Source organism: Rhodococcus sp. Chr-9 (assembly GCF_000801125.1).
GTDB classification, from domain to species: Bacteria; Actinomycetota; Actinomycetes; order Mycobacteriales; family Mycobacteriaceae; genus Rhodococcus; species Rhodococcus pyridinivorans.
In genome coordinates this window covers 315,488-332,524 of the sequence record NZ_JTIZ01000076.1, presented here as the reverse complement: position 1 = coordinate 332,524, position 17,037 = coordinate 315,488, and the positions used below count along the sequence as shown (strand labels likewise).

17 protein-coding genes are annotated in these 17,037 nt (G+C 68.1%); 1 reads left to right on the top strand and 16 read right to left on the bottom strand.

Annotated features, from left to right (window positions below; translation table 11 throughout):
- Positions 1-50: 50 nt before the first annotated feature.
- The 12 genes from nuoK to QR64_RS11485 all read right to left on the bottom strand — a co-directional run bounded on the left by nuoK (position 51) and on the right by QR64_RS11485 (position 11,651).
- The gene (nuoK, locus tag QR64_RS11540) at positions 51-350 is read right to left on the bottom strand and encodes an NADH-quinone oxidoreductase subunit NuoK (RefSeq protein ID WP_006554035.1); all 300 of its coding nucleotides are present in this window, start codon (positions 348-350) and stop codon (positions 51-53) included.
- The gene (locus tag QR64_RS11535; RefSeq protein ID WP_006554036.1) at positions 347-1,138 is read right to left on the bottom strand and encodes an NADH-quinone oxidoreductase subunit J; all 792 of its coding nucleotides are present in this window, start codon (positions 1,136-1,138) and stop codon (positions 347-349) included. The genes nuoK and QR64_RS11535 overlap by 4 nt, the downstream gene beginning before the upstream one ends.
- Positions 1,135-1,680: an NADH-quinone oxidoreductase subunit NuoI gene (nuoI, locus tag QR64_RS11530; protein WP_006554037.1), complete on the bottom strand. Its 546-nt coding sequence runs from the start codon at positions 1,678-1,680 to the stop codon at positions 1,135-1,137. The genes QR64_RS11535 and nuoI overlap by 4 nt, the downstream gene beginning before the upstream one ends.
- Entirely contained in the window at positions 1,680-2,981 is a 1,302-nt protein-coding gene (gene nuoH, locus QR64_RS11525) for an NADH-quinone oxidoreductase subunit NuoH (RefSeq protein WP_039585223.1), read from the bottom strand. The genes nuoI and nuoH overlap by 1 nt, the downstream gene beginning before the upstream one ends.
- A complete protein-coding gene (locus QR64_RS11520) occupies positions 2,978-5,449 on the bottom strand; it encodes an NADH-quinone oxidoreductase subunit G (RefSeq protein WP_052227275.1) in 2,472 nt (823 codons plus the stop codon). Before QR64_RS11520 ends, nuoH begins: the two co-directional genes overlap by 4 nt.
- On the bottom strand, positions 5,446-7,632 hold the full coding sequence (nuoF, locus tag QR64_RS25820) for an NADH-quinone oxidoreductase subunit NuoF (protein ID WP_006554040.1): 2,187 nt from the start codon (positions 7,630-7,632) through the stop codon (positions 5,446-5,448). The genes QR64_RS11520 and nuoF overlap by 4 nt, the downstream gene beginning before the upstream one ends.
- Positions 7,629-8,933 carry an NADH-quinone oxidoreductase subunit D gene (locus tag QR64_RS11510; protein ID WP_039585222.1) on the bottom strand — a complete coding sequence of 435 codons (1,305 nt, stop codon included), beginning with the start codon at positions 8,931-8,933 and terminating at the stop codon, positions 7,629-7,631. The genes nuoF and QR64_RS11510 overlap by 4 nt, the downstream gene beginning before the upstream one ends.
- Entirely contained in the window at positions 8,930-9,646 is a 717-nt protein-coding gene (locus QR64_RS11505; protein ID WP_006554042.1) for an NADH-quinone oxidoreductase subunit C, read from the bottom strand. Before QR64_RS11505 ends, QR64_RS11510 begins: the two co-directional genes overlap by 4 nt.
- A complete protein-coding gene (locus QR64_RS11500; protein WP_006554043.1) occupies positions 9,643-10,197 on the bottom strand; it encodes a NuoB/complex I 20 kDa subunit family protein in 555 nt (184 codons plus the stop codon). Before QR64_RS11500 ends, QR64_RS11505 begins: the two co-directional genes overlap by 4 nt.
- Before the next feature lie 101 nt (positions 10,198-10,298).
- Positions 10,299-10,658: an NADH-quinone oxidoreductase subunit A gene (locus QR64_RS11495; RefSeq protein ID WP_016935086.1), complete on the bottom strand. Its 360-nt coding sequence runs from the start codon at positions 10,656-10,658 to the stop codon at positions 10,299-10,301.
- A gap of 259 nt (positions 10,659-10,917) precedes the next feature.
- A complete protein-coding gene (locus QR64_RS11490) occupies positions 10,918-11,322 on the bottom strand; it encodes a response regulator transcription factor (protein ID WP_082937676.1) in 405 nt (134 codons plus the stop codon).
- Between the two features lie 80 nt (positions 11,323-11,402).
- Positions 11,403-11,651: a hypothetical protein gene (locus QR64_RS11485; protein ID WP_230810512.1), complete on the bottom strand. Its 249-nt coding sequence runs from the start codon at positions 11,649-11,651 to the stop codon at positions 11,403-11,405.
- Positions 11,652-11,985: 334 nt separating this feature from the next.
- Between QR64_RS11485 and QR64_RS11480 the strand changes: the two genes are divergently transcribed.
- Complete coding sequence (locus tag QR64_RS11480) at positions 11,986-13,017, top strand: iron-siderophore ABC transporter substrate-binding protein (RefSeq protein WP_006554048.1); 1,032 nt, start codon at positions 11,986-11,988, stop codon at positions 13,015-13,017.
- A gap of 36 nt (positions 13,018-13,053) precedes the next feature.
- Here QR64_RS11480 and QR64_RS11475 read toward each other — a convergent pair whose 3' ends face one another.
- The 4 genes from QR64_RS11475 to QR64_RS11460 form a co-directional block, all read right to left on the bottom strand.
- Positions 13,054-13,722 (bottom strand): methionine ABC transporter permease, encoded by a 669-nt coding sequence (locus QR64_RS11475; protein WP_006554049.1) that lies wholly within the window; start codon positions 13,720-13,722, stop codon positions 13,054-13,056.
- A gap of 13 nt (positions 13,723-13,735) precedes the next feature.
- Complete coding sequence (locus tag QR64_RS11470) at positions 13,736-14,755, bottom strand: methionine ABC transporter ATP-binding protein (protein ID WP_006554050.1); 1,020 nt, start codon at positions 14,753-14,755, stop codon at positions 13,736-13,738.
- Positions 14,755-15,591 carry a MetQ/NlpA family ABC transporter substrate-binding protein gene (locus QR64_RS11465; protein ID WP_039585220.1) on the bottom strand — a complete coding sequence of 279 codons (837 nt, stop codon included), beginning with the start codon at positions 15,589-15,591 and terminating at the stop codon, positions 14,755-14,757. The genes QR64_RS11470 and QR64_RS11465 overlap by 1 nt, the downstream gene beginning before the upstream one ends.
- Before the next feature lie 78 nt (positions 15,592-15,669).
- The gene (locus tag QR64_RS11460) at positions 15,670-16,698 is read right to left on the bottom strand and encodes an isopenicillin N synthase family dioxygenase (protein WP_039585253.1); all 1,029 of its coding nucleotides are present in this window, start codon (positions 16,696-16,698) and stop codon (positions 15,670-15,672) included.
- Between the last annotated feature and the right edge of the window lie 339 nt (positions 16,699-17,037).

The window sequence follows — 17,037 nt, the reverse complement described above, 5'->3', positions numbered from 1 at the left end:
GTCCTCTCGGTTCGTCGTGGGCTCTCACACTCACCGTCCTCGTGGGGTCGTCAGTACTTGAGCAGGTCGGCGTTGTCGACGGAGGCGGATCGCCTCGTCCGGAAGATCGTCACGATGATCGCGAGGCCGACGACGACCTCGGCGGCCGCGACGACCATCGTGAAGAAGGCGAACACCTGTCCGTGGAGGTTGCCGTGCATCCGCGCGAAGGTGACGAAGGCCAGGTTCGCGGCGTTGAGCATCAACTCGACGCACATGAACACGACGATCGCGTTGCGGCGCAGGAGAACTCCCACTGCGCCGATGGTGAACAGCAGCGCCGACAGGTAGAGGTAGTTCTCGGGGTTCATCGCCGATCCTTCCTCGCGTCGTCGCCGGGTTCACGCAGGCCGAGTTCGGTGTGGTCCCAGTCGCGCCCGATGCGGCCGAGCAGCTCACCGACCGACAGTTCGGAGAACGATCCGTCCGGGAGCAGGGCCGGGACGTCGGCGGCGTTGTGGCGGGCATAGACACCCGCGGCCGGCAGCGGTGTGACGCGCTCCCCTTCGCGGAACCGGCGTGCGGCGAGTTCGCGTTGGGTCTGCCTCGGCTGCAGACGTTCCCGGTGGGCGAGCACCATCGCACCGACGGTGGCGGTGATGAGCAGCGCTCCGGTGAGTTCGAACGCCCAGACGTAGTCGATGAACAGCAGCACCGCCAGGCCCTCGACGTTGCCGCCGGCGTTGGCCGCGTCGAGTCCCGCGAAGCCGGAGACCGCGGTGTTCCCGATGCCACCGATGAGCATCGCCGCGAAGCCGACCGCCACGACGATCGCGAGAACGCGCTGTCCCTTGATGGTTTCGACGAGGGAGTCGGCGGAGTCGATACCGACGAGCATGAGCACGAACAGGAACAGCATCATCACGGCGCCGGTGTAGACGACGATCTGCACCACACCGAGGAACAACGCATCCTGCGCGATGTAGAAGACGGCGAGCACGATCATCGTCATGGCGAGGAACAGCGCCGAGTACACGGCCTTCGGGGCGACGACGACACCGAGCGCCCCGAGTACCGCGACGGCACCGAGGATCCAGAACTGCACGGCCTCCCCGGTGGAGGTCGTGGTGAGTTCGGCGGCGAGCAGCGCGGTGGTCACCGGTGTTCCTCCCCGTCGGCGGCGGACGCATGTTCCGGGACGGGGATCGTGCCCCGGTAGTAGTCCTCGTCGGTGGCGCCGGGTGCCATGGGATGCGGGGGTGGCTGCATCCCGGGTTCGAGCGGCGCGAGCAGGCGGTCCTTCTCGTAGATCATGTCGGTTCGGTTGTCGGCGGCCATCTCGTACTCGTTCGTCATCGTCAGCGCGCGGGTCGGGCACGCCTCGATGCACAATCCGCAGCCGATGCACCGCAGGTAGTTGATCTGGTAGACGCGCCCGTACCGTTCGCCGGGCGAGTACCGCTCCTCGTCGGTGTTGTCGGCACCCTCGACGTGGATGGCGTCGGCGGGGCAGGCCCACGCGCACAGTTCGCAGCCGATGCACTTCTCGAGTCCGTCCGGATACCGGTTGAGCTGGTGGCGTCCGTGATAGCGGGGGGCGGTGGGTCTCTTCTGTTCCGGATACTGCTCGGTGTTGGGCTTCTTGAACATCGTCGTGAGCGTCACACCGAAACCGGCGAGCGGGCCGCGGAATTCGACCATCACGATCCTCCTGGGAGACGACCCGCCGGGGCGGGCGGACTCGATCGGGTGCTCGACCGAGCAGGTAGTGGCGGCACGGGGAAACCTCCGGCCATGGCGTCGAACTCCTCGTCGACGCCGGCGGGTGGTTCCGTCGCCTGTGCGATGCGCCGGCTCCGCCGCCCCTGCAGGGTGAGGTAGGCGAACAGCAGGGCGGTGGACAGCACCCCGGCGACGATGAGGCTCGCGGTGCCGGGCAGGACGTCGTCGGTGTCGAGGATGCGCAGCGCGGCCACGATCATCACCCACACCACCGAGACGGGGATGAGCAGTTTCCAGCCCAGGGCCATGAACTGGTCGTAGCGCAGTCGCGGCAGGGTGCTGCGCAGCCACACGAAGACGAACAGCACGACCCACACCTTGATCACGAACCACAGCAGCGGCCACCAGCCCGAGTTCGCGCCGCTCCACAGTGTCAGCGGCCACGGCGCGTGCCAGCCACCGAGGAACAGGGTGGTCGCGAGCGCGGAGACGGTGACCATGTTGACGTACTCCGCGAGCATGAACATCGCGAACCGCAGCGACGAGTACTCCGTGTGGAAACCGCCCACGAGTTCGCCCTCGGCCTCGGGCAGGTCGAAGGGGGCGCGGTTGGTCTCCCCCACCATCGACACCGAGTACACCAGGAAGGACGGCAGCAGCAGCACGACGAACCACAGGTCGTTCTGCGCGGCGACGATGCCCGAGGTCGACATCGTGCCCGCCTGCAGGAAGATCGCGGCGAACGCGAGTCCCATCGCAATCTCGTAGGAGATGACCTGCGCGGTCGAGCGGAGACCACCGAGCAGCGGATAGGTCGAACCCGAGGCCCAACCGGCGAGCACGATCCCGTAGACGCCGACGGAGGTGATCGCCAGGACGTAGAGCACCGCGACGGGAAGATCGGTCAGCTGCAGCGGCGTCCGGTTCCCGAGGATCGACACCTCGGGCCCGAAGGGAATGACCGCGAACGCCATGAACGCCGGGGCCGTCGCGATGATCGGGGCGAGCATGTAGATCGGCTTGTCCACCCCGGTAGGGATGATGCCTTCCTTGAGCGCGAGTTTCAGACCGTCGGCGACGGTCTGGAACAGTCCCTTCGGCCCCACCCGGTCGGGTCCGACCCGCATCTGCATCCAGGCCATGATCTTGCGTTCGGCGAGGATCATCACGAGGGTCGTCAGGACGAGGAACGCGAAGATCGCCACGGCCTTGACGACGACGAGCCACCAGGGGTCGATGCCGAACATCGACAGGTCCACGGGCTGGGCGGTGACGCTCATCGCGGATCCTCCTCGTCCGATCCGGAGCCCGTCGTGGCGGTGGCCCGGATCCGCACCACGTCACCGGCGGTGACACCGAGATCGGCGTGCACCATCGATCCTGGTGAGGCGGTGGGCAGCCAGACGACACGGTCGGGCAGGTCGTCGACCACCAGCGGCAGCGTGATCGAGCCGCGCTCGGTGGAGACGGTGATCGAATGATGGTCGGCGGCGCCGATCTCCGCGGCTGTCGCGGCCGACAGACGGGCGACGGGTTCGTGCGCCGTTCCGGCGAGGTGCGGTTCGTCGTCCTGCAACCGGCCCGCGTCGAGGAGCATCCGCCAGGTGGCGAGGACCGCTTCCCCGAGAACGGGACGTCGCGGGGGTCGCGGGGACACTCCCGGCGATTCGGGAACGGTGCCCGTCCATCGTCCGAGCTCCGCGAGTTCGTGGCGGAGGGTCTCGACGTCGTGGGGGCCGGGATCGTCGAGGCCTCCATCGAGGTCCATCGCGTCGGTGATCGCCGCGAGCACCCGGTGGTCGGGCAGTGCTCCGGTGTCGCGGAGGGCGATCGGGAAGGCACGTTCGCGTCCCTCCCAGTCGAGGAAGCTCCCGGCCTTCTCGACCACCGGCGCGACGGGGAAGACGACGTGGGCGCGGTCGGTCACCGCGCTGCGTCGCACTTCCAGACTCACGACGAAGCCGGCACCGTCGAGACCCGCGAGTGCGGCATCGGGGTCGGGCAGGTCGGCGGGGTCGACGCCGGCGACCACGAGCGCAGCCACATCACCTTCGGCGGCCGCGGCGAGGATGGCGTCGGTGTCGCGGCCCGGCTCCGACGGCAGGGTGTCGGCCGGTAGACCCCACGCCGACTCGATGTCGCGCCGGGCCTGCGGGTCGCCGATCGGGCGACCGCCGGGGAGAAGTGTCGGGAAGGCGCCGGCTTCGAGTGCTCCGCGATCACCGGCGCGGCGCGGGATCCACGCGAGGCGGGCTCCGGTCTCGTCGGCGAGGGCCGCAGCGGCGGACAGCGTGCCGGGCGATGCTGCGGCCCGCTCCCCCACCAGCACGATCGCACCGGGAGTCCCGAGCGCCGCCGCGGCATCGGCGGATGCGCCGGTGCGGATCGCGTCGAGCGCGCGTGCCTCGTCGCCCGGGACGCACTGTTCGACCCGGCCCGACAGCTTGTGGACACCGCGCGAGGCGAACGGTGCGATCGTGAAGACCTGCAGCCTGTTCCGCCGGACCGCCTTGCGCAGCCGCAGGAAGACGATCGGCGACTCCTCCTCCGGCTCGAATCCGACGAGGAGCACCGCCGGCGCGCGGTCGAGGTCGCGGTAGGTGACGTCGAGGCGCCGCCCGGCGACCCGCGAGGCGAGGAAGTCCGTCTCCTCCCCCGACAGGGCTCGACTGCGGAAGTCGATGTCGTTGGTGCCGAGCGCCGTTCGCGCGAACTTCGCGTACGCGTAGGCGTCCTCGACGGTGAGCCGGCCACCGGTGAGCACCCCGGCCCTACCGCGCGCCGCCGCGAGCCCGCGGGCGGCGACGCCGAGCGCCTCGATCCACGAGGCGGGGACGAGCGCTCCGGTATCGTCGCGGACGAGCGGTGTCGTGAGGCAATCGTCGGCGGTGGCGTAGGTGAACGCCCAGCGTCCCTTGTCGCAGTTCCATTCCTCGTTGACCACGGGGTCGTCCCCGGCGAGTCGGCGCAGCACGGCACCGTGACGATGGTCGGTGCGCTGGGCGCAGCCGCTCGCGCAGTGTTCGCACACACTCGGCGTGGAGACCAGATCGAACGGGCGGGCGCGAAACCGGTAGGCGGCGCCGGTGAGCGCGCCGACCGGACAGATCTGGACAGTGTTGCCGGAGAAGTACGACTCGAACGGCTCCTCGGTGTAGATACCGACCTGCTGCAGCGCCCCGCGGTCGAGCATGTCGACGAACCGGTCGCCCGCGACCTGATCGGCGAAGCGGGTGCACCGCGCGCACAGCACGCACCGTTCGCGGTCGAGGAGCACCTGCGAGGAGATCGCGATGGGTTTCGGGTAGGTGCGTTTGGTGTCCTCGAAGCGGGACTCGGCGCGTCCGTTGGACATCGCCTGGTTCTGCAGCGGGCACTCGCCGCCCTTGTCGCATACCGGACAGTCGAGCGGATGGTTGATGAGAAGCAGTTCCATCACGCCGCGCTGGGCCTTGTCGGCCACCGGTGAGGTGAACTGGGTGCGCACGACCATCCCGTCGGTGACCACGGAGGTGCACGAGGCGAGCGGTTTGCGCTGGCCCTCGACCTCGACGAGGCACTGGCGGCACGCACCGACCGGTTCGAGCAGCGGGTGGTCGCAGAACCGCGGGATCTGGACCCCGATCAGTTCGGCGGCGCGGATCACGAGAGTGCCCTTGGGCACGGCGATCTCGGTGTCGTCGATGGTGACGTTCACGAGGTCGGTGGTCTCGGACTTCTCCGCACCGGCACCGGACACTGCGGTCATCGCTCGCCTCCTTCCGCGGGGGCGTCGGCGGCGAGCGTCGACAGGTGCGGGTCGAACGGGCAGCCGCCGTGCTCGAAGTGGGCGACGTATTCGTCGCGGAAGTACTTCAGCGACGACGTGATCGGGCTGGTCGCGCCGTCCCCGAGCGCGCAGAACGCCCGGCCGAGGATGTTGTCGGAGATGTCGAGCAGCTTCTCCAGGTCGGCTTCGGCGCCCCGGCCGTGTTCGAGCCGCTCGAGGATCTGCACGAGCCACCAGGTGCCCTCGCGGCAGGGGGTGCACTTGCCGCACGATTCGTGCGCGTAGAACTCGGTCCAGCGCAGCACCGTGCGGACGACGCAGGTGGTCTCGTCGAAGATCTGCAGGGCCCGGGTCCCGAGCATCGACCCGGCGGCGGCGACGTTCTCGTAGTCCAGGGGGACGTCGAGGTGTTCGTCGGTGAAGATCGGGGTCGACGAACCGCCGGGTGTCCAGAACTTGAGCCGGTGGCCGGCGCGCACACCTCCGGCGTAGCCGAGCAGCTCGCGCAGGGTGATGCCGAGCGGGGCCTCGTACTGGCCGGGGGTGGTGACGTGCCCGGACAGCGAGAACATCGCGAATCCCGGTGATTTCTCGGTGCCCATCGAGCGGTACCAGTCCACACCGTTGCGGATGACGAGCGGGACGTTCGCGATGGATTCGACGTTGTTGACGACGGTCGGGCATGCGTACAGGCCGGCGACGGCGGGAAAGGGCGGGCGCAGGCGTGGTTGGCCGCGGCGGCCCTCGAGGGAGTCGAGCAGCGCCGTCTCCTCACCGCAGATGTATGCGCCCGCACCGGCGTGGACGACGAGTTCGAGGTCGTATCCGGAGCCGAGGATGTCGCGTCCGAGATAACCGGCCTCGTAGGCCTCGGCGACCGCCGCGTGCAGGCGCCGCAGCACCGGGACGGCTTCGCCGCGGAGATAGACGAACGCGTGCCGGGCGCGGATCGCGTAGGCGGCGATGATCACGCCTTCGACGAGGGCATGCGGGGTGGCCAGCATGAACGGGATGTCCTTGCAGGTGCCCGGTTCGGATTCGTCGGCGTTGACGACGAGATAGTGCGGCTTGTCGTCGCCCTGCGGGATGAACGACCACTTGGTGCCCGTGGAGAATCCGGCGCCGCCGCGACCGCGGATCCCGGAATCCTTGACTGCGGCGATGACCGCATCCGGGTCCATGCCGAGCGCGATGGGCAGGGCTTCGTATCCACCGTGCCGCCGGTAGGCGTCGAGGGTCCACGCCTGTTCCTCGGCCCAATAACGGGTGAGTACGGGGGTCAGACCTGTCGGTGATTTCCCGACGGCGACGACGGCCTCGTCATTCTCCGGCGGTTCGGGTGCCCGCATGTCGTGCTTGCGGGCGACCTCGAGCCCGGCGAGGGAGGCCGGCCCGGCGGTACCGGCGGCCTCGAGCGCACCGGGCCGGTCGTCGGGGATCCCCGCGAGCAGGCGTGCGGTGTCGCGGAAGCTGCGCAGCGGGGCGCCGCGCGTCGGTGCGGGGGTGCCGCCGGCGAGCAGGTCGTCGACGAGTTCGATCGCGGAGTCGATAGTGCGGTTGTCGAACAGTTCCCAGTCGACGGTCATCACCGGGGCGTAGTCGCACGCCGCGTTGCATTCGATGTGCTCGAGGGTGATCGCGCCGTCGGCGGTGGTCTCGTCGTGTCCGATGCCGAGCCGGGTGCACAGCGCGGAGAAGATCTCGTCGCCGCCCATCGTCGCGCACAACGCGTTCGTGCACACTCCGACGTGGTGGCGGCCGGTCGGCGAGCGGCGGTACATGGTGTAGAAGGTGGAGACGGCGGCGACCTCGGCGCCGGTGAGTCCGAGCCGCCGGGCGCAGAACTCGATGCCGGCCGGCGTGATGTAACCGTCCTCCGCCTGCACGAGGTGCAGCAGCGGCAGCAGCGCTGATCGTGGCTGCGGGTAGCGCGCGATGATCCGGTCGGCGTCGGCGTCGAGGCGGGCGCGCGCGTCGTCGGGATAGCGGCGCGGTGCGTCAGGTGGGGTGAGATAGGTGTCCTCGTCGGGTCGCGGCCCGAGCGGCACGAGGACGGGTTCGCGTCCGGCCGGTTCGGTCATCGGCACGGCGGCGGTGGTCTCGCTCGTGGCCGCGGTGCCGGTGGTCTCCGCGCCCGCAGCCCGCACGAATTCGGTGTTCATCGGTCCACTCCCCCCATCACCGGGTCGATGCTGGCGACGGCAGCGATCACGTCGGAGACCATGCCGCCCTCGCACATCGCCGCGACGGCCTGCAGATTCGTGAACGACGGGTCGCGGTAGTGCACGCGGTACGGGCGTGTGCCGCCGTCGCTGACCATGTGGACGCCGAGTTCGCCGCGTGGCGATTCGACGCCGATGTAGACCTGTCCCGCGGGGACACGTATGCCTTCGGTGACGAGCTTGAAGTGGTGGATCAGACCCTCCATCGACTCGCCCATGATGTGCCGGATGTGGTCGGGCGAGTTGCCGAGTCCGTCCGGTCCGAGCTGCAGTTCCGACGGCCAGGCGATCTTGCCGTCCTGGACCATCACCGGTCCGGGGCGGAGCCGGTCGAGGCACTGTTCGACGATCTTCAACGATTCGTGCATCTCCCCGATCCGGACGAGATAGCGCGCGTAGCAGTCGGATCCCTCTGCGGTGACGACGTCGAACTCGTAGGTCTCGTAGCCGCAGTAGGATTCGGCGCGGCGCAGGTCGTAGGGCAGTCCGGTGGACCGTAGGATCGGTCCGGTGATCCCGAGGGCCATGCAGCCGGTGAGGTCGAGGCAGCCGATGTCGCGGGTGCGTGAGATGAAGATGGGGTTGTCGGTGAACAGGGCTTCGAGATCGGCGAGCCGGCCGGGTAGGAGGGCGAGCAGGTCGCGGATCATCGGCACGGCTTCGTCGGGCAAGTCCTGGGACAGTCCGCCGGGCCGGATGTAGGAGTGGTTCATCCGCAGTCCGGTGATCGTCTCGAAGACGTCGAGGATCAGTTCGCGTTCGCGGAAACCGAACAGCATCGGGGTGGTCGCGCCGAGTTCCATGCCACCGGTGGCCAGCGCCACCAGGTGCGAGGAGATGCGGTTGAGTTCCATGAGCATCACCCGCACGACCTGCGCGCGTTCGGGGACGAGATCCTCGATGCCGAGCAGCTTCTCGACGCCGAGGCAGTAGGCCGTCTCGTTGTGGAACGGGGCGAGGTAGTCCATGCGAGTGACGAAGGTGACGCCCTGCGTCCAGTTGCGGAATTCGAGGTTTTTCTCGATTCCGGTGTGCAGATAGCCGATTCCACATCGGGCCTCCGTGACGGTCTCGCCGTCGATCTCGAGGATCAGGCGCAACACTCCGTGGGTGGATGGGTGCTGGGGGCCCATGTTGACGACGATGTGGTCCTCGCCGCTGTCGCGTACGGCAGCGGTGATGCCGTCCCAGTCGCGTCCGACGGCGTCGAAGACGGTCTCGGTCGCGGGTTCGCTCGTCACGTGTACGCCCTCCGTTCGTCGGGTGGCGGGATCCGGGCGCCCTTGTATTCCACCGGGATGCCGCCGAGAGGGTAGTCCTTGCGTTGGGGATGTCCGTGCCAGTCGTCGGGCATCTCGATGCGGGTGAGCGCGGGGTGCCCGTCGAAGACGATTCCGAAGAAGTCGTAGGTCTCGCGCTCGTGCCAGTCGTTCGTCGGGTAGGTGCGGTAGAGCGAGGGGACGTACGGGTCGCTGTCGGGGATCGCGACCTCGAGCCGTATCCGGCGGTTGTGGGTGATCGAGACGAGCGGATACACCGCGTGCAGTTCGCGGCCCGTCTCCTGCGGGTAATGCACCCCGCTGACCCCGAGGCACAGCTCGAAGCGGAGGTCCGCATGGTCGCGCAGGGTGCGGGCCACGAGCGGCAGATGTTCGCGGCGGACGAAGACGGTCAGCTGGTGGCGGTGCGCGACGACCTTCTCGACCGCCTGGGCATAGCCGACGCCGGTGTCGCCGGATCGCTCGTCGAGGACGTCCTCGAGCGTGTCGACGAGGTCGTCGAGGTACCCGCCGTAGGGTCGCTCGGTGCTGCCGGGCAGCGTCACCCGGCGCACGAGGCGGCCGTAGCCGCTGGTGTCACCGGATCCACGCACCCCGAACATGCCGCGTCGGACGGCGATCACCTCGTCGGCGCGGTCGTCGTGGTCGGATCCTGTCCGTTCGAGATCGGTCATCGCGGCGGCACCGTCAGTTCGATGAGGGGACGTTGGGCCAGGGCCGCTTCCTCGGCGGCGCGGATCGCCTCGGCCCGGTTCACACCCAGTGGCATCTGCGCGATCTTCTCGTGCAGCATGAGGATGGCGTGCAGGAGCATCTCGGGCCGGGGCGGGCAGCCCGGAAGGTAGATGTCGACGGGGACGACGTGGTCGACCCCCTGAACGATCGCGTAGTTGTTGAACATGCCGCCCGACGAGGCGCACACGCCCATCGCGAGCACCCACTTCGGTTCGACCATCTGGTCGTAGACGCGGCGCAGGGCGGGAGCCATCTTCTGGCTGACTCGGCCGGCGACGATCATGACGTCGGCCTGTCGCGGGGAGGCCCGGAAGGCCTCCATACCGAAGCGGGCGATGTCGTAGCGGCCACCGGCGGTGGCCATCATCTCGATGGCGCAGCACGCGAGCCCGAAGGACGCCGGCCACAAGGAGCCCTTGCGCGCGAAACCGGCCAGGGTCTCGACGGTGCTGAGCAGAAAACCGCTGGGGACCTTCTCCTCGATGCCCATCGCCCGTCACCTTCCCCGGAATCGGACCGGACGCCCGGTCGTTTGTCGTCCGCTCTCGTAACCCCTTCGCTGGCAGGACATCCCGTCGTACACGCGGGTCGTCAGTCCCATGTCAGGCCTCCTCGTTTCCACTCGTAGGCGTAGGCGACGAAGACGTTGAACATGAACAGCGCCATCGCCGCCAGACCGAAGACGCCGAGCGCGTCGAAATGGACCGCCCACGGGTACAGGAAGACGATCTCGATGTCGAAGATGATGAACAGCATCGCGGTGAGGTAGTACTTCACCGGGAAGCGGCCACCTCCCACCGGCTGGGGTGTGGGGTCGATGCCGCACTCGTACGCATCGAGCTTGGCGCGGTTGTATCGGCTCGGGCCCGCGAGGCTCGCCACCGCGACGGAGAAGACCGCGAAGGCAAGCGCGATGCCACCGAGTACCAGGATCGGTACGTAAGCGTTCATGCGACCTCCGGTTGCTTGCGCGAATCCGGCCGCGGGTCTGCTCGTCGCCCGCGAACCCACCCCCGCCGTGCACCGGGCGGTTCCGTCCCGGCCCAGGGTTGTGAGTCACGGCACACACTAGTGCTGTTCGCGTCGGACTTGTCGCGATTTCACGCCCTCGATTCGGGGCGGCGTGTCGGGCTGCTCGACAACGGGAAGGAGGGTAGATTTTCCGGCCCCACATACGAGTTCGCGGCCGGGCGGTCGCGCGTCGGAAGGGTCAGGAGGGGCGGGAGCGAGGGGTGAGCAGCGCGAGGACCTGCCGGCCGAGCCGAATCGGGTCGACGGGATGACGCAGCGCCACCTCGGCGCCCGACCAGCGGGCGAGCCATTCGTCGTCGGCCCGGGCGATCAACACGATGATCGGCGGGCACGAGTCGAGTTCGTCCTCGAGTTGCTTCGCGAGGCCCATGCCGCCCGCGGGGGCGGCCTCACCGTCGAGCACGGCGAGGGCGATGTCGCCGGCGTGCATGCGTTCGACGACGACCGGCGGTGTCGCGACCTCGACGTAGTCGAGTGGAGGCAGATCCGGGTGCAGCCGGGCACCGAGGGCATCACGAACCTGTTGCCGCACGGTCGCATCGTCGCTGTAGACGAGGATGCGCAGCGAGTCGGTCACGGGCAAGATGCTAACCGAGCACACCCGCCCGTCCGGGGAACCCGCGTGTCGCGGCGGCGCCGCGACGTCGGCGGGCCGGGACGAGCTCAGGATTCGCTACCGAGCGGATGCCACCGCTCGCGGATCTCGGGACGGATGGCCGTCTCCGTCTCGTCGTCGTGGATGATCGAGGCGGGCGCGATCATCAGGTGCGCCAGCACGATGCATGCGCCGGTGAGCATGGCGAATGCGGCACCGATCAGATACGACGCGGTGAACACCGCAGCCAGGAATCCGATCGTGAGCATTCCCGTGAGCGCGATGATCGCGAGAATCCGCCGGTTCGAGCGTGGCATCGAATCGGACCTCTTATCCGTGGATGCAACCATGAGCATCTCCGTTCCTCCCCGGAACGACGCATCCGGTACCCCCGCATCCACTCATCGTTCCCGGTCGACGAATCGTCGGTGATGAGCGAACCCCCGCGGTGGCCGAGTGCGGCCGTCCCCTTTCCCGCCCGGGACGTGAGCGGTTTCGATAACAGAATACTATCAAATGTGACATCCGTCTCGTGATCTGTTTGTGGGACATCACGAAGTTGCGGACGGCCCGGAAATCTGCCGATAACCGTCATCCCCTTCAGAAGGTTAGGCTCACCTCTCGAACCGGTCCGATCAGTGAGAGGTATCCATGAAATTTCTGTCCCCGCGCCGCCTCGGGTCACGCGCGGTAGTCGCGCTCGCCGCCGCCGTCGCACTCACCGCCTGCTCGTCCGGCAGTGGCGACAACTCGAACGGTTCTCCGACGGGCGACTTCGAACCCGTCGCGATCGAGCACGCACTGGGCACCGCCGAGATCGACGCGCAGCCCGAAAGGGTCGTCACGCTCGGGATGGGTTCGGCCGAGACGGCGATCGCACTGGGTGTCACCCCAGTGGGGATGGAGGAATATCCCTGGGGCAGCGACGAAACCGGATATCTGCCCTGGATCCACGAGGAACTGACCGAACGCGGCGAGCCGCTGCCCGAGCAGTTCACCGGTGGCGCCGAGGTGGACGTCGAGGCGATCGCCCGACTCGCCCCGGACGTCATCCTCGCGCCGTGGTCGGGCATCACGCAGGAGCAGTACGACCTGCTGTCGGCGATCGCCCCGACCGTCGCCTACCCCGAACTGCCCTGGACGATCACCTGGCAGGACCAGATCGAGACCATCGGCACCGCACTCGGCAGGCACGACGAGTCGCTGGATCTGATCACGGGGATCGATGACACCTTCGAACGCACCGCGGCGGAGCATCCCGAATACGCCGGGGTGACGTTCTCGTATATCTACAACACCGGCCCCAGCACGCTGGGCGTGTTCATGCCCGACGAGCAGCGCGTGGCGATGGTCCGCGGACTCGGGCTGACGGTCGACCCGGTCGCGGAGACGCTCGAGGAGACCGAGGGCACCGACTCGGCGGTCATCGGGCTCGAGAACGCAGGACTGCTGAAGGACTCGGATCTGATCTTCACGTTCTATTCCGACCCGGCGAACCGCGCGGAGATCGAATCGCAGGCCGTCTACCAGCAAATTCCGGCGATCGCGCGCGGCTCGCTCGTCGCGCCGGAGGAACAGCCGTTCGTCACGGGATCGTCGATGATCAATCCGCTCACCGTGCCGTGGTCGATCGACCGCTACGTCCCGCTCGTCGACGAGGCGATCGCGAAGCTCGACCGCTGAGCCGGACGCACCGGTGGTGCGCCCGGCTCTCGGGCGTCACCGCCGGTGCGCGAGCCTGCGGACCATGAGATCACCGATCGACTGCATGATCTGCACCATCACGATGAGGACGACCACCGCGAGCAACAGCACCGGCGTGTTGAACCGCTGGTAGCCGTAGACGATCGCGAAGTCGCCGAGACCGCCACCACCGATGACACCGGCCATGGCCGAATATCCCACCAGCAGCACGAGGGTGAGGGTGGCACCGGCGATCAGCGGGGACAGTGCTTCGGGCAGCAGCACCTTGCGCACGATCTGCCCGTTGGTGGCCCCCATCGCCTGGGCCGCCTCGACCCGGCCCCGGGGCACCTCCCGCAGAGCGGATTCGACGATCCGGCCGAAGAACGGGATGGCACCGATGGTCAACGGCACGATCGCCGCGGTCGGCCCGATCGCGGTACCCACGATGAAGCGGGTGAACCCGATCAGCGCGATCAGCAGGATGAGGAAGGGCAGCGACCGGAAGAGGTTGACGATCACGCCGAGGACGGTGTTGAGCGTCCTGCGCGGCCACAGTCCGGACGGGGACGTCAACTGCAACACGATTCCGACCAGCACACCACCGACGACGGTGAGCACGAAGGACACCGCAACCATGTAGAGCGTCTCGAGGGTGGCTTCCCACACCTCCGGGAAGGCGTCGTACCACTGCAGTTTGTTCATCGCGCCTGCACCGTCATTCCGTGAGTCCCTCCAATTCGGCTTCCGTCCCCCACGCCAGGCTCAGATACGGGCGTTCGGCCACGAACCCCTCGATGAGTGCCCGATCGGTACCCGCCGTGAACCGAAGGCGCATCCGGCCCACGGTGACGCTGCCGACCTGTTCGACCCGGCCGCCGACCACAGCGATGTCGGCGTCGATCGCGCGGATCATCTCCGCGAGCCACGGTCCGTGCGCGGCATCACCGATCGCGGTGACCAGAGCCGTGTCGGCACCCGAACCCGTCGACGGGTCGGTGCCGACCGGGACGAGCGCATGCCCGAGCGCCGACTCGGGATCGGCGACGAGATCGACGATCCGGCCCGTCTCGACCACCTGCCCGGCGGCGAGCCGAGCTGCCGAGCTGCAGATCCGGCGCAGCACCCCGAGTTCGTGGGTGATCACCACGACCGTGACGCCCAGTCGTCTGTTCACCTCGGCGACGAGATCGAGGACCTGATCGGTGGTGTCCGGGTCCAGGGCGCTCGTTGCCTCGTCGCACAGCAGTACCTCGGGTTCGACGGCGAGTGCGCGGGCGATGCCCACGCGCTGCTGCTGTCCACCGGACAGCTGCGAGGGATAGCTCTCCCCCTTGCCGGCCAGGCCGACGAGATCGAGCAGCTCGAGCGCCCGCTTGCGGCGCTGTTCCTTGTCGATCCCCGCCACTTCGAGCGGGAATTCGACGTTCCGGATCACGGTGCGCGAGTGCAGTAGGTTGAACTGCTGGAAGACCGTCCCGATCCGGCGACGCGCCGCTCGCAGTTCCGCGCCGGACAGGGTCGACAGGTCGTCCCCGCCGAGCAGGATCCGTCCCGAGGTAGGCCGCTCGAGCAGGTTCAGACAGCGCAGAAGGGTGGACTTGCCGGATCCGGACGGGCCGACGATGCCGTAGATCTCGCCGTCGGGGATCTCGAGCGACACCCCTCGCAACGCCGCGACCTCCCCGGAGCGCCCGGCTCCGGGGAAGGTCTTGACGAGGTTCTCGACGACGATCATCAGTTCGTCGAGTGGACCGGCAGCACGGCGCCGGAGTAGGTCTCCTCGATCCAGGCAGCCGTCTCGGGCGACTCGAGGGCCTCGGCCAGCGCGGTCACTGCTGGGTCGTTCTCGTTCTCGGCCCGCACGACGAGCAGGTTGGAGAAGGGGTTGTTCTCGACCTCTTCGGTGACGATGGCGTCCTCGGCCGGGTTCAGGCCGGCTTCGAGCGCGTAATTGGAGTTGATCACGGCGGCGGTGATCTGCGCGTCGTCGAGCTGACGGGCGAGCTGCGGACGCTCGATGCCGACGAGGTTCAGGTTCTTCGGGTTGGCGGTGATGTTCGATTCGGTGACCACCGACAGGTCGGCCTCCTCGAAGGGCACGTCCATCTCGAGCAGACCGGCCGATTCGAGCAGGTACAGCGCGCGGGCGTAGTTGGTGGTGTCGCGCGGCACGGCGACAGTGTCGCCGTCCTTCAGCTCGTCGAGCGAGGCGATCTTGTTCGAGTAGAGGCCGATGGGCTCGAGGTGCACGTCGGCGACGGCGACGAGGTCGTCGATACCCTTCTGCTTCTGCCAGTCCGCCAGGTAGGGCTCGTGCTGGAAGAAGTTCGCGTCGACGTCACCGGCCTCGAGCAGTTCGTTGGGATCGACCTCCCCGGTGATCTCGACGATGTCGAGCTTGTAGTCGCCCAGCGCCCCGGTGCTCACGATCTGGTCGAGGATCTCGACGTGCGGGGTGGACGACGCCGAGATCCGGAGGGTGGTGTCGTCACCTTCGGACGACGAGCAGGCCGCGAGACCCGCAGCGAGGGTGAGCGCGGCGGACGCGACGACGATACGACGCAGTGACATCGGGTGGATACCTTCCGTTGGGAATGCGGGGACGTTGGAAATACGGGGACGTTGGAAATACGGGGACGGACAGATCGATTATCGGGGTGCGGCGAAGCGGGCGAGGAGATCCGCGTGAAAACGCTCCGCCACGTTCGGATGTGCCCGCAGGCGGGACTTGAGTGCGTTGAGGCCGTAGACGGCGTGCAGCGTGCCGCCGTGTGCGTCGGGGCCGACGCCGCGGGCGGCCGCGGCCAGATCTGCGGGCAACTCCACCGCCGGGAGTTCGCGGTCGAGACCGGGATTGAGGAAGAAGGGCAGCGACACGCGGTCGGTACCCGCCGGGGGCGGCAGCACACGATGGACGGTCGCCTGGAGGTAACCGCCGGTGGCGACCTCGAGGAGTTCTCCGATGTTGACGATGAAATGCCCTGGGAGCGGGTCGATGTCGACCCAACGTCCGTCGCGTTCGACCTGGAAGCCGGTGCTGCCGGGTTCAGGATACAGCAACGTCAGCGCGCCGACGTCCTTGTGGCTGCCGACCCCTTGATCGGTGACCGAGCGGTCGTGCCCGGGATACCGCGCGATCTTCAGCAGCGGGTCGGGATCGGCGAAGGCGTCCTCGAAGTGATCGGCGGGGGCACCGAGGGATTCGGCCCATGCACCGAGCAGTCGGCGTCCGACGTTGCCGGCCTCGTCGATCCACCGCAGGGCCAGTTCGCGTAGTCGGGGGACCTGCTCGGGCCACAGATCGGGGCCGTGCAGCACCTCCCAGGGGCGGTCGGGGTCGACCTCGGCGACGGCATCGCGTTCCGGGCCGATGTCGAGTTGTTCGCGCCAGTCGACATAGCCCTGGGTGCGTTCGCCACCGACACGGGTGTAGCCGCGGAAGTGGGGCGAGCGGATGTTCTCGATCGCGAGCTTGCCCGCCTCGGGGAGGGCGAAGAATTCGCGTGCTGCCGCAACGAGCCCGTCGGCGAGCGCGGGCTCTATCCCGTGACCGGCGAGATGGAAGAACCCGATCTCGTGGGTGGCCTCCCGGAGGCGATCGAGCAGGGCGTTGCGTGTGGTGTCGTCGCCGTCGAGATCGGACAGATCGATGACGGGCAATACTGTCGAATCGGACATGATGTGCCTTTCGAACCGCATCGGATGCGAGGAATTCCCGGTCACCGCCGGATCGTCGGTCACAGCGGACCCAGGGGAATCGTGAGAGCAGTGCGAGCAGCCCCGACAGGGGTGATCAGCGGCAACGACAACACGCAGGAGCCACGGCGCTTCGAGCGCGTGTGCTCACAGTCTGCGCGTGAGTGTTGCCCATGTTCTCCTCCGATGAGGTCGCGTGCGACCTTCGACGACAGTGGCGCCACGACGTGGTCCTGATCAAGGCTAATCGCCGCCTGGACCACCCGGCAAATCATCCTCGACCGGCAGTGCGACACCATTGACAGTAGGCTGTCGTTTTGT

Excerpts from the sequence above, each read along its gene's own strand:
- nuoK (WP_006554035.1), bottom strand. The coding sequence starts at position 350 with ATGAACCCCGAGAACTACCTCTACCTGTCGGCGCTGCTGTTCACCATC.
- nuoI (WP_006554037.1), bottom strand. The coding sequence starts at position 1,680 with ATGGTCGAATTCCGCGGCCCGCTCGCCGGTTTCGGTGTGACGCTCACG.
- nuoH (WP_039585223.1), bottom strand. The coding sequence starts at position 2,981 with ATGAGCGTCACCGCCCAGCCCGTGGACCTGTCGATGTTCGGCATCGAC.
- QR64_RS11520 (WP_052227275.1), bottom strand. The coding sequence starts at position 5,449 with ATGACCGCAGTGTCCGGTGCCGGTGCGGAGAAGTCCGAGACCACCGAC.
- nuoF (WP_006554040.1), bottom strand. The coding sequence starts at position 7,632 with ATGAACACCGAATTCGTGCGGGCTGCGGGCGCGGAGACCACCGGCACC.
- QR64_RS11505 (WP_006554042.1), bottom strand. The coding sequence starts at position 9,646 with ATGACCGATCTCGAACGGACAGGATCCGACCACGACGACCGCGCCGAC.
- QR64_RS11500 (WP_006554043.1), bottom strand. The coding sequence starts at position 10,197 with ATGGGCATCGAGGAGAAGGTCCCCAGCGGTTTTCTGCTCAGCACCGTC.
- QR64_RS11495 (WP_016935086.1), bottom strand. The coding sequence starts at position 10,658 with ATGAACGCTTACGTACCGATCCTGGTACTCGGTGGCATCGCGCTTGCC.
- QR64_RS11485 (WP_230810512.1), bottom strand. The coding sequence starts at position 11,651 with ATGCCACGCTCGAACCGGCGGATTCTCGCGATCATCGCGCTCACGGGA.
- QR64_RS11480 (WP_006554048.1), top strand. The coding sequence starts at position 11,986 with ATGAAATTTCTGTCCCCGCGCCGCCTCGGGTCACGCGCGGTAGTCGCG.
- QR64_RS11475 (WP_006554049.1), bottom strand. The coding sequence starts at position 13,722 with ATGAACAAACTGCAGTGGTACGACGCCTTCCCGGAGGTGTGGGAAGCC.
- QR64_RS11470 (WP_006554050.1), bottom strand. The coding sequence starts at position 14,755 with ATGATCGTCGTCGAGAACCTCGTCAAGACCTTCCCCGGAGCCGGGCGC.
- QR64_RS11465 (WP_039585220.1), bottom strand. The coding sequence starts at position 15,591 with ATGTCACTGCGTCGTATCGTCGTCGCGTCCGCCGCGCTCACCCTCGCT.
- QR64_RS11460 (WP_039585253.1), bottom strand. The coding sequence starts at position 16,698 with ATGTCCGATTCGACAGTATTGCCCGTCATCGATCTGTCCGATCTCGAC.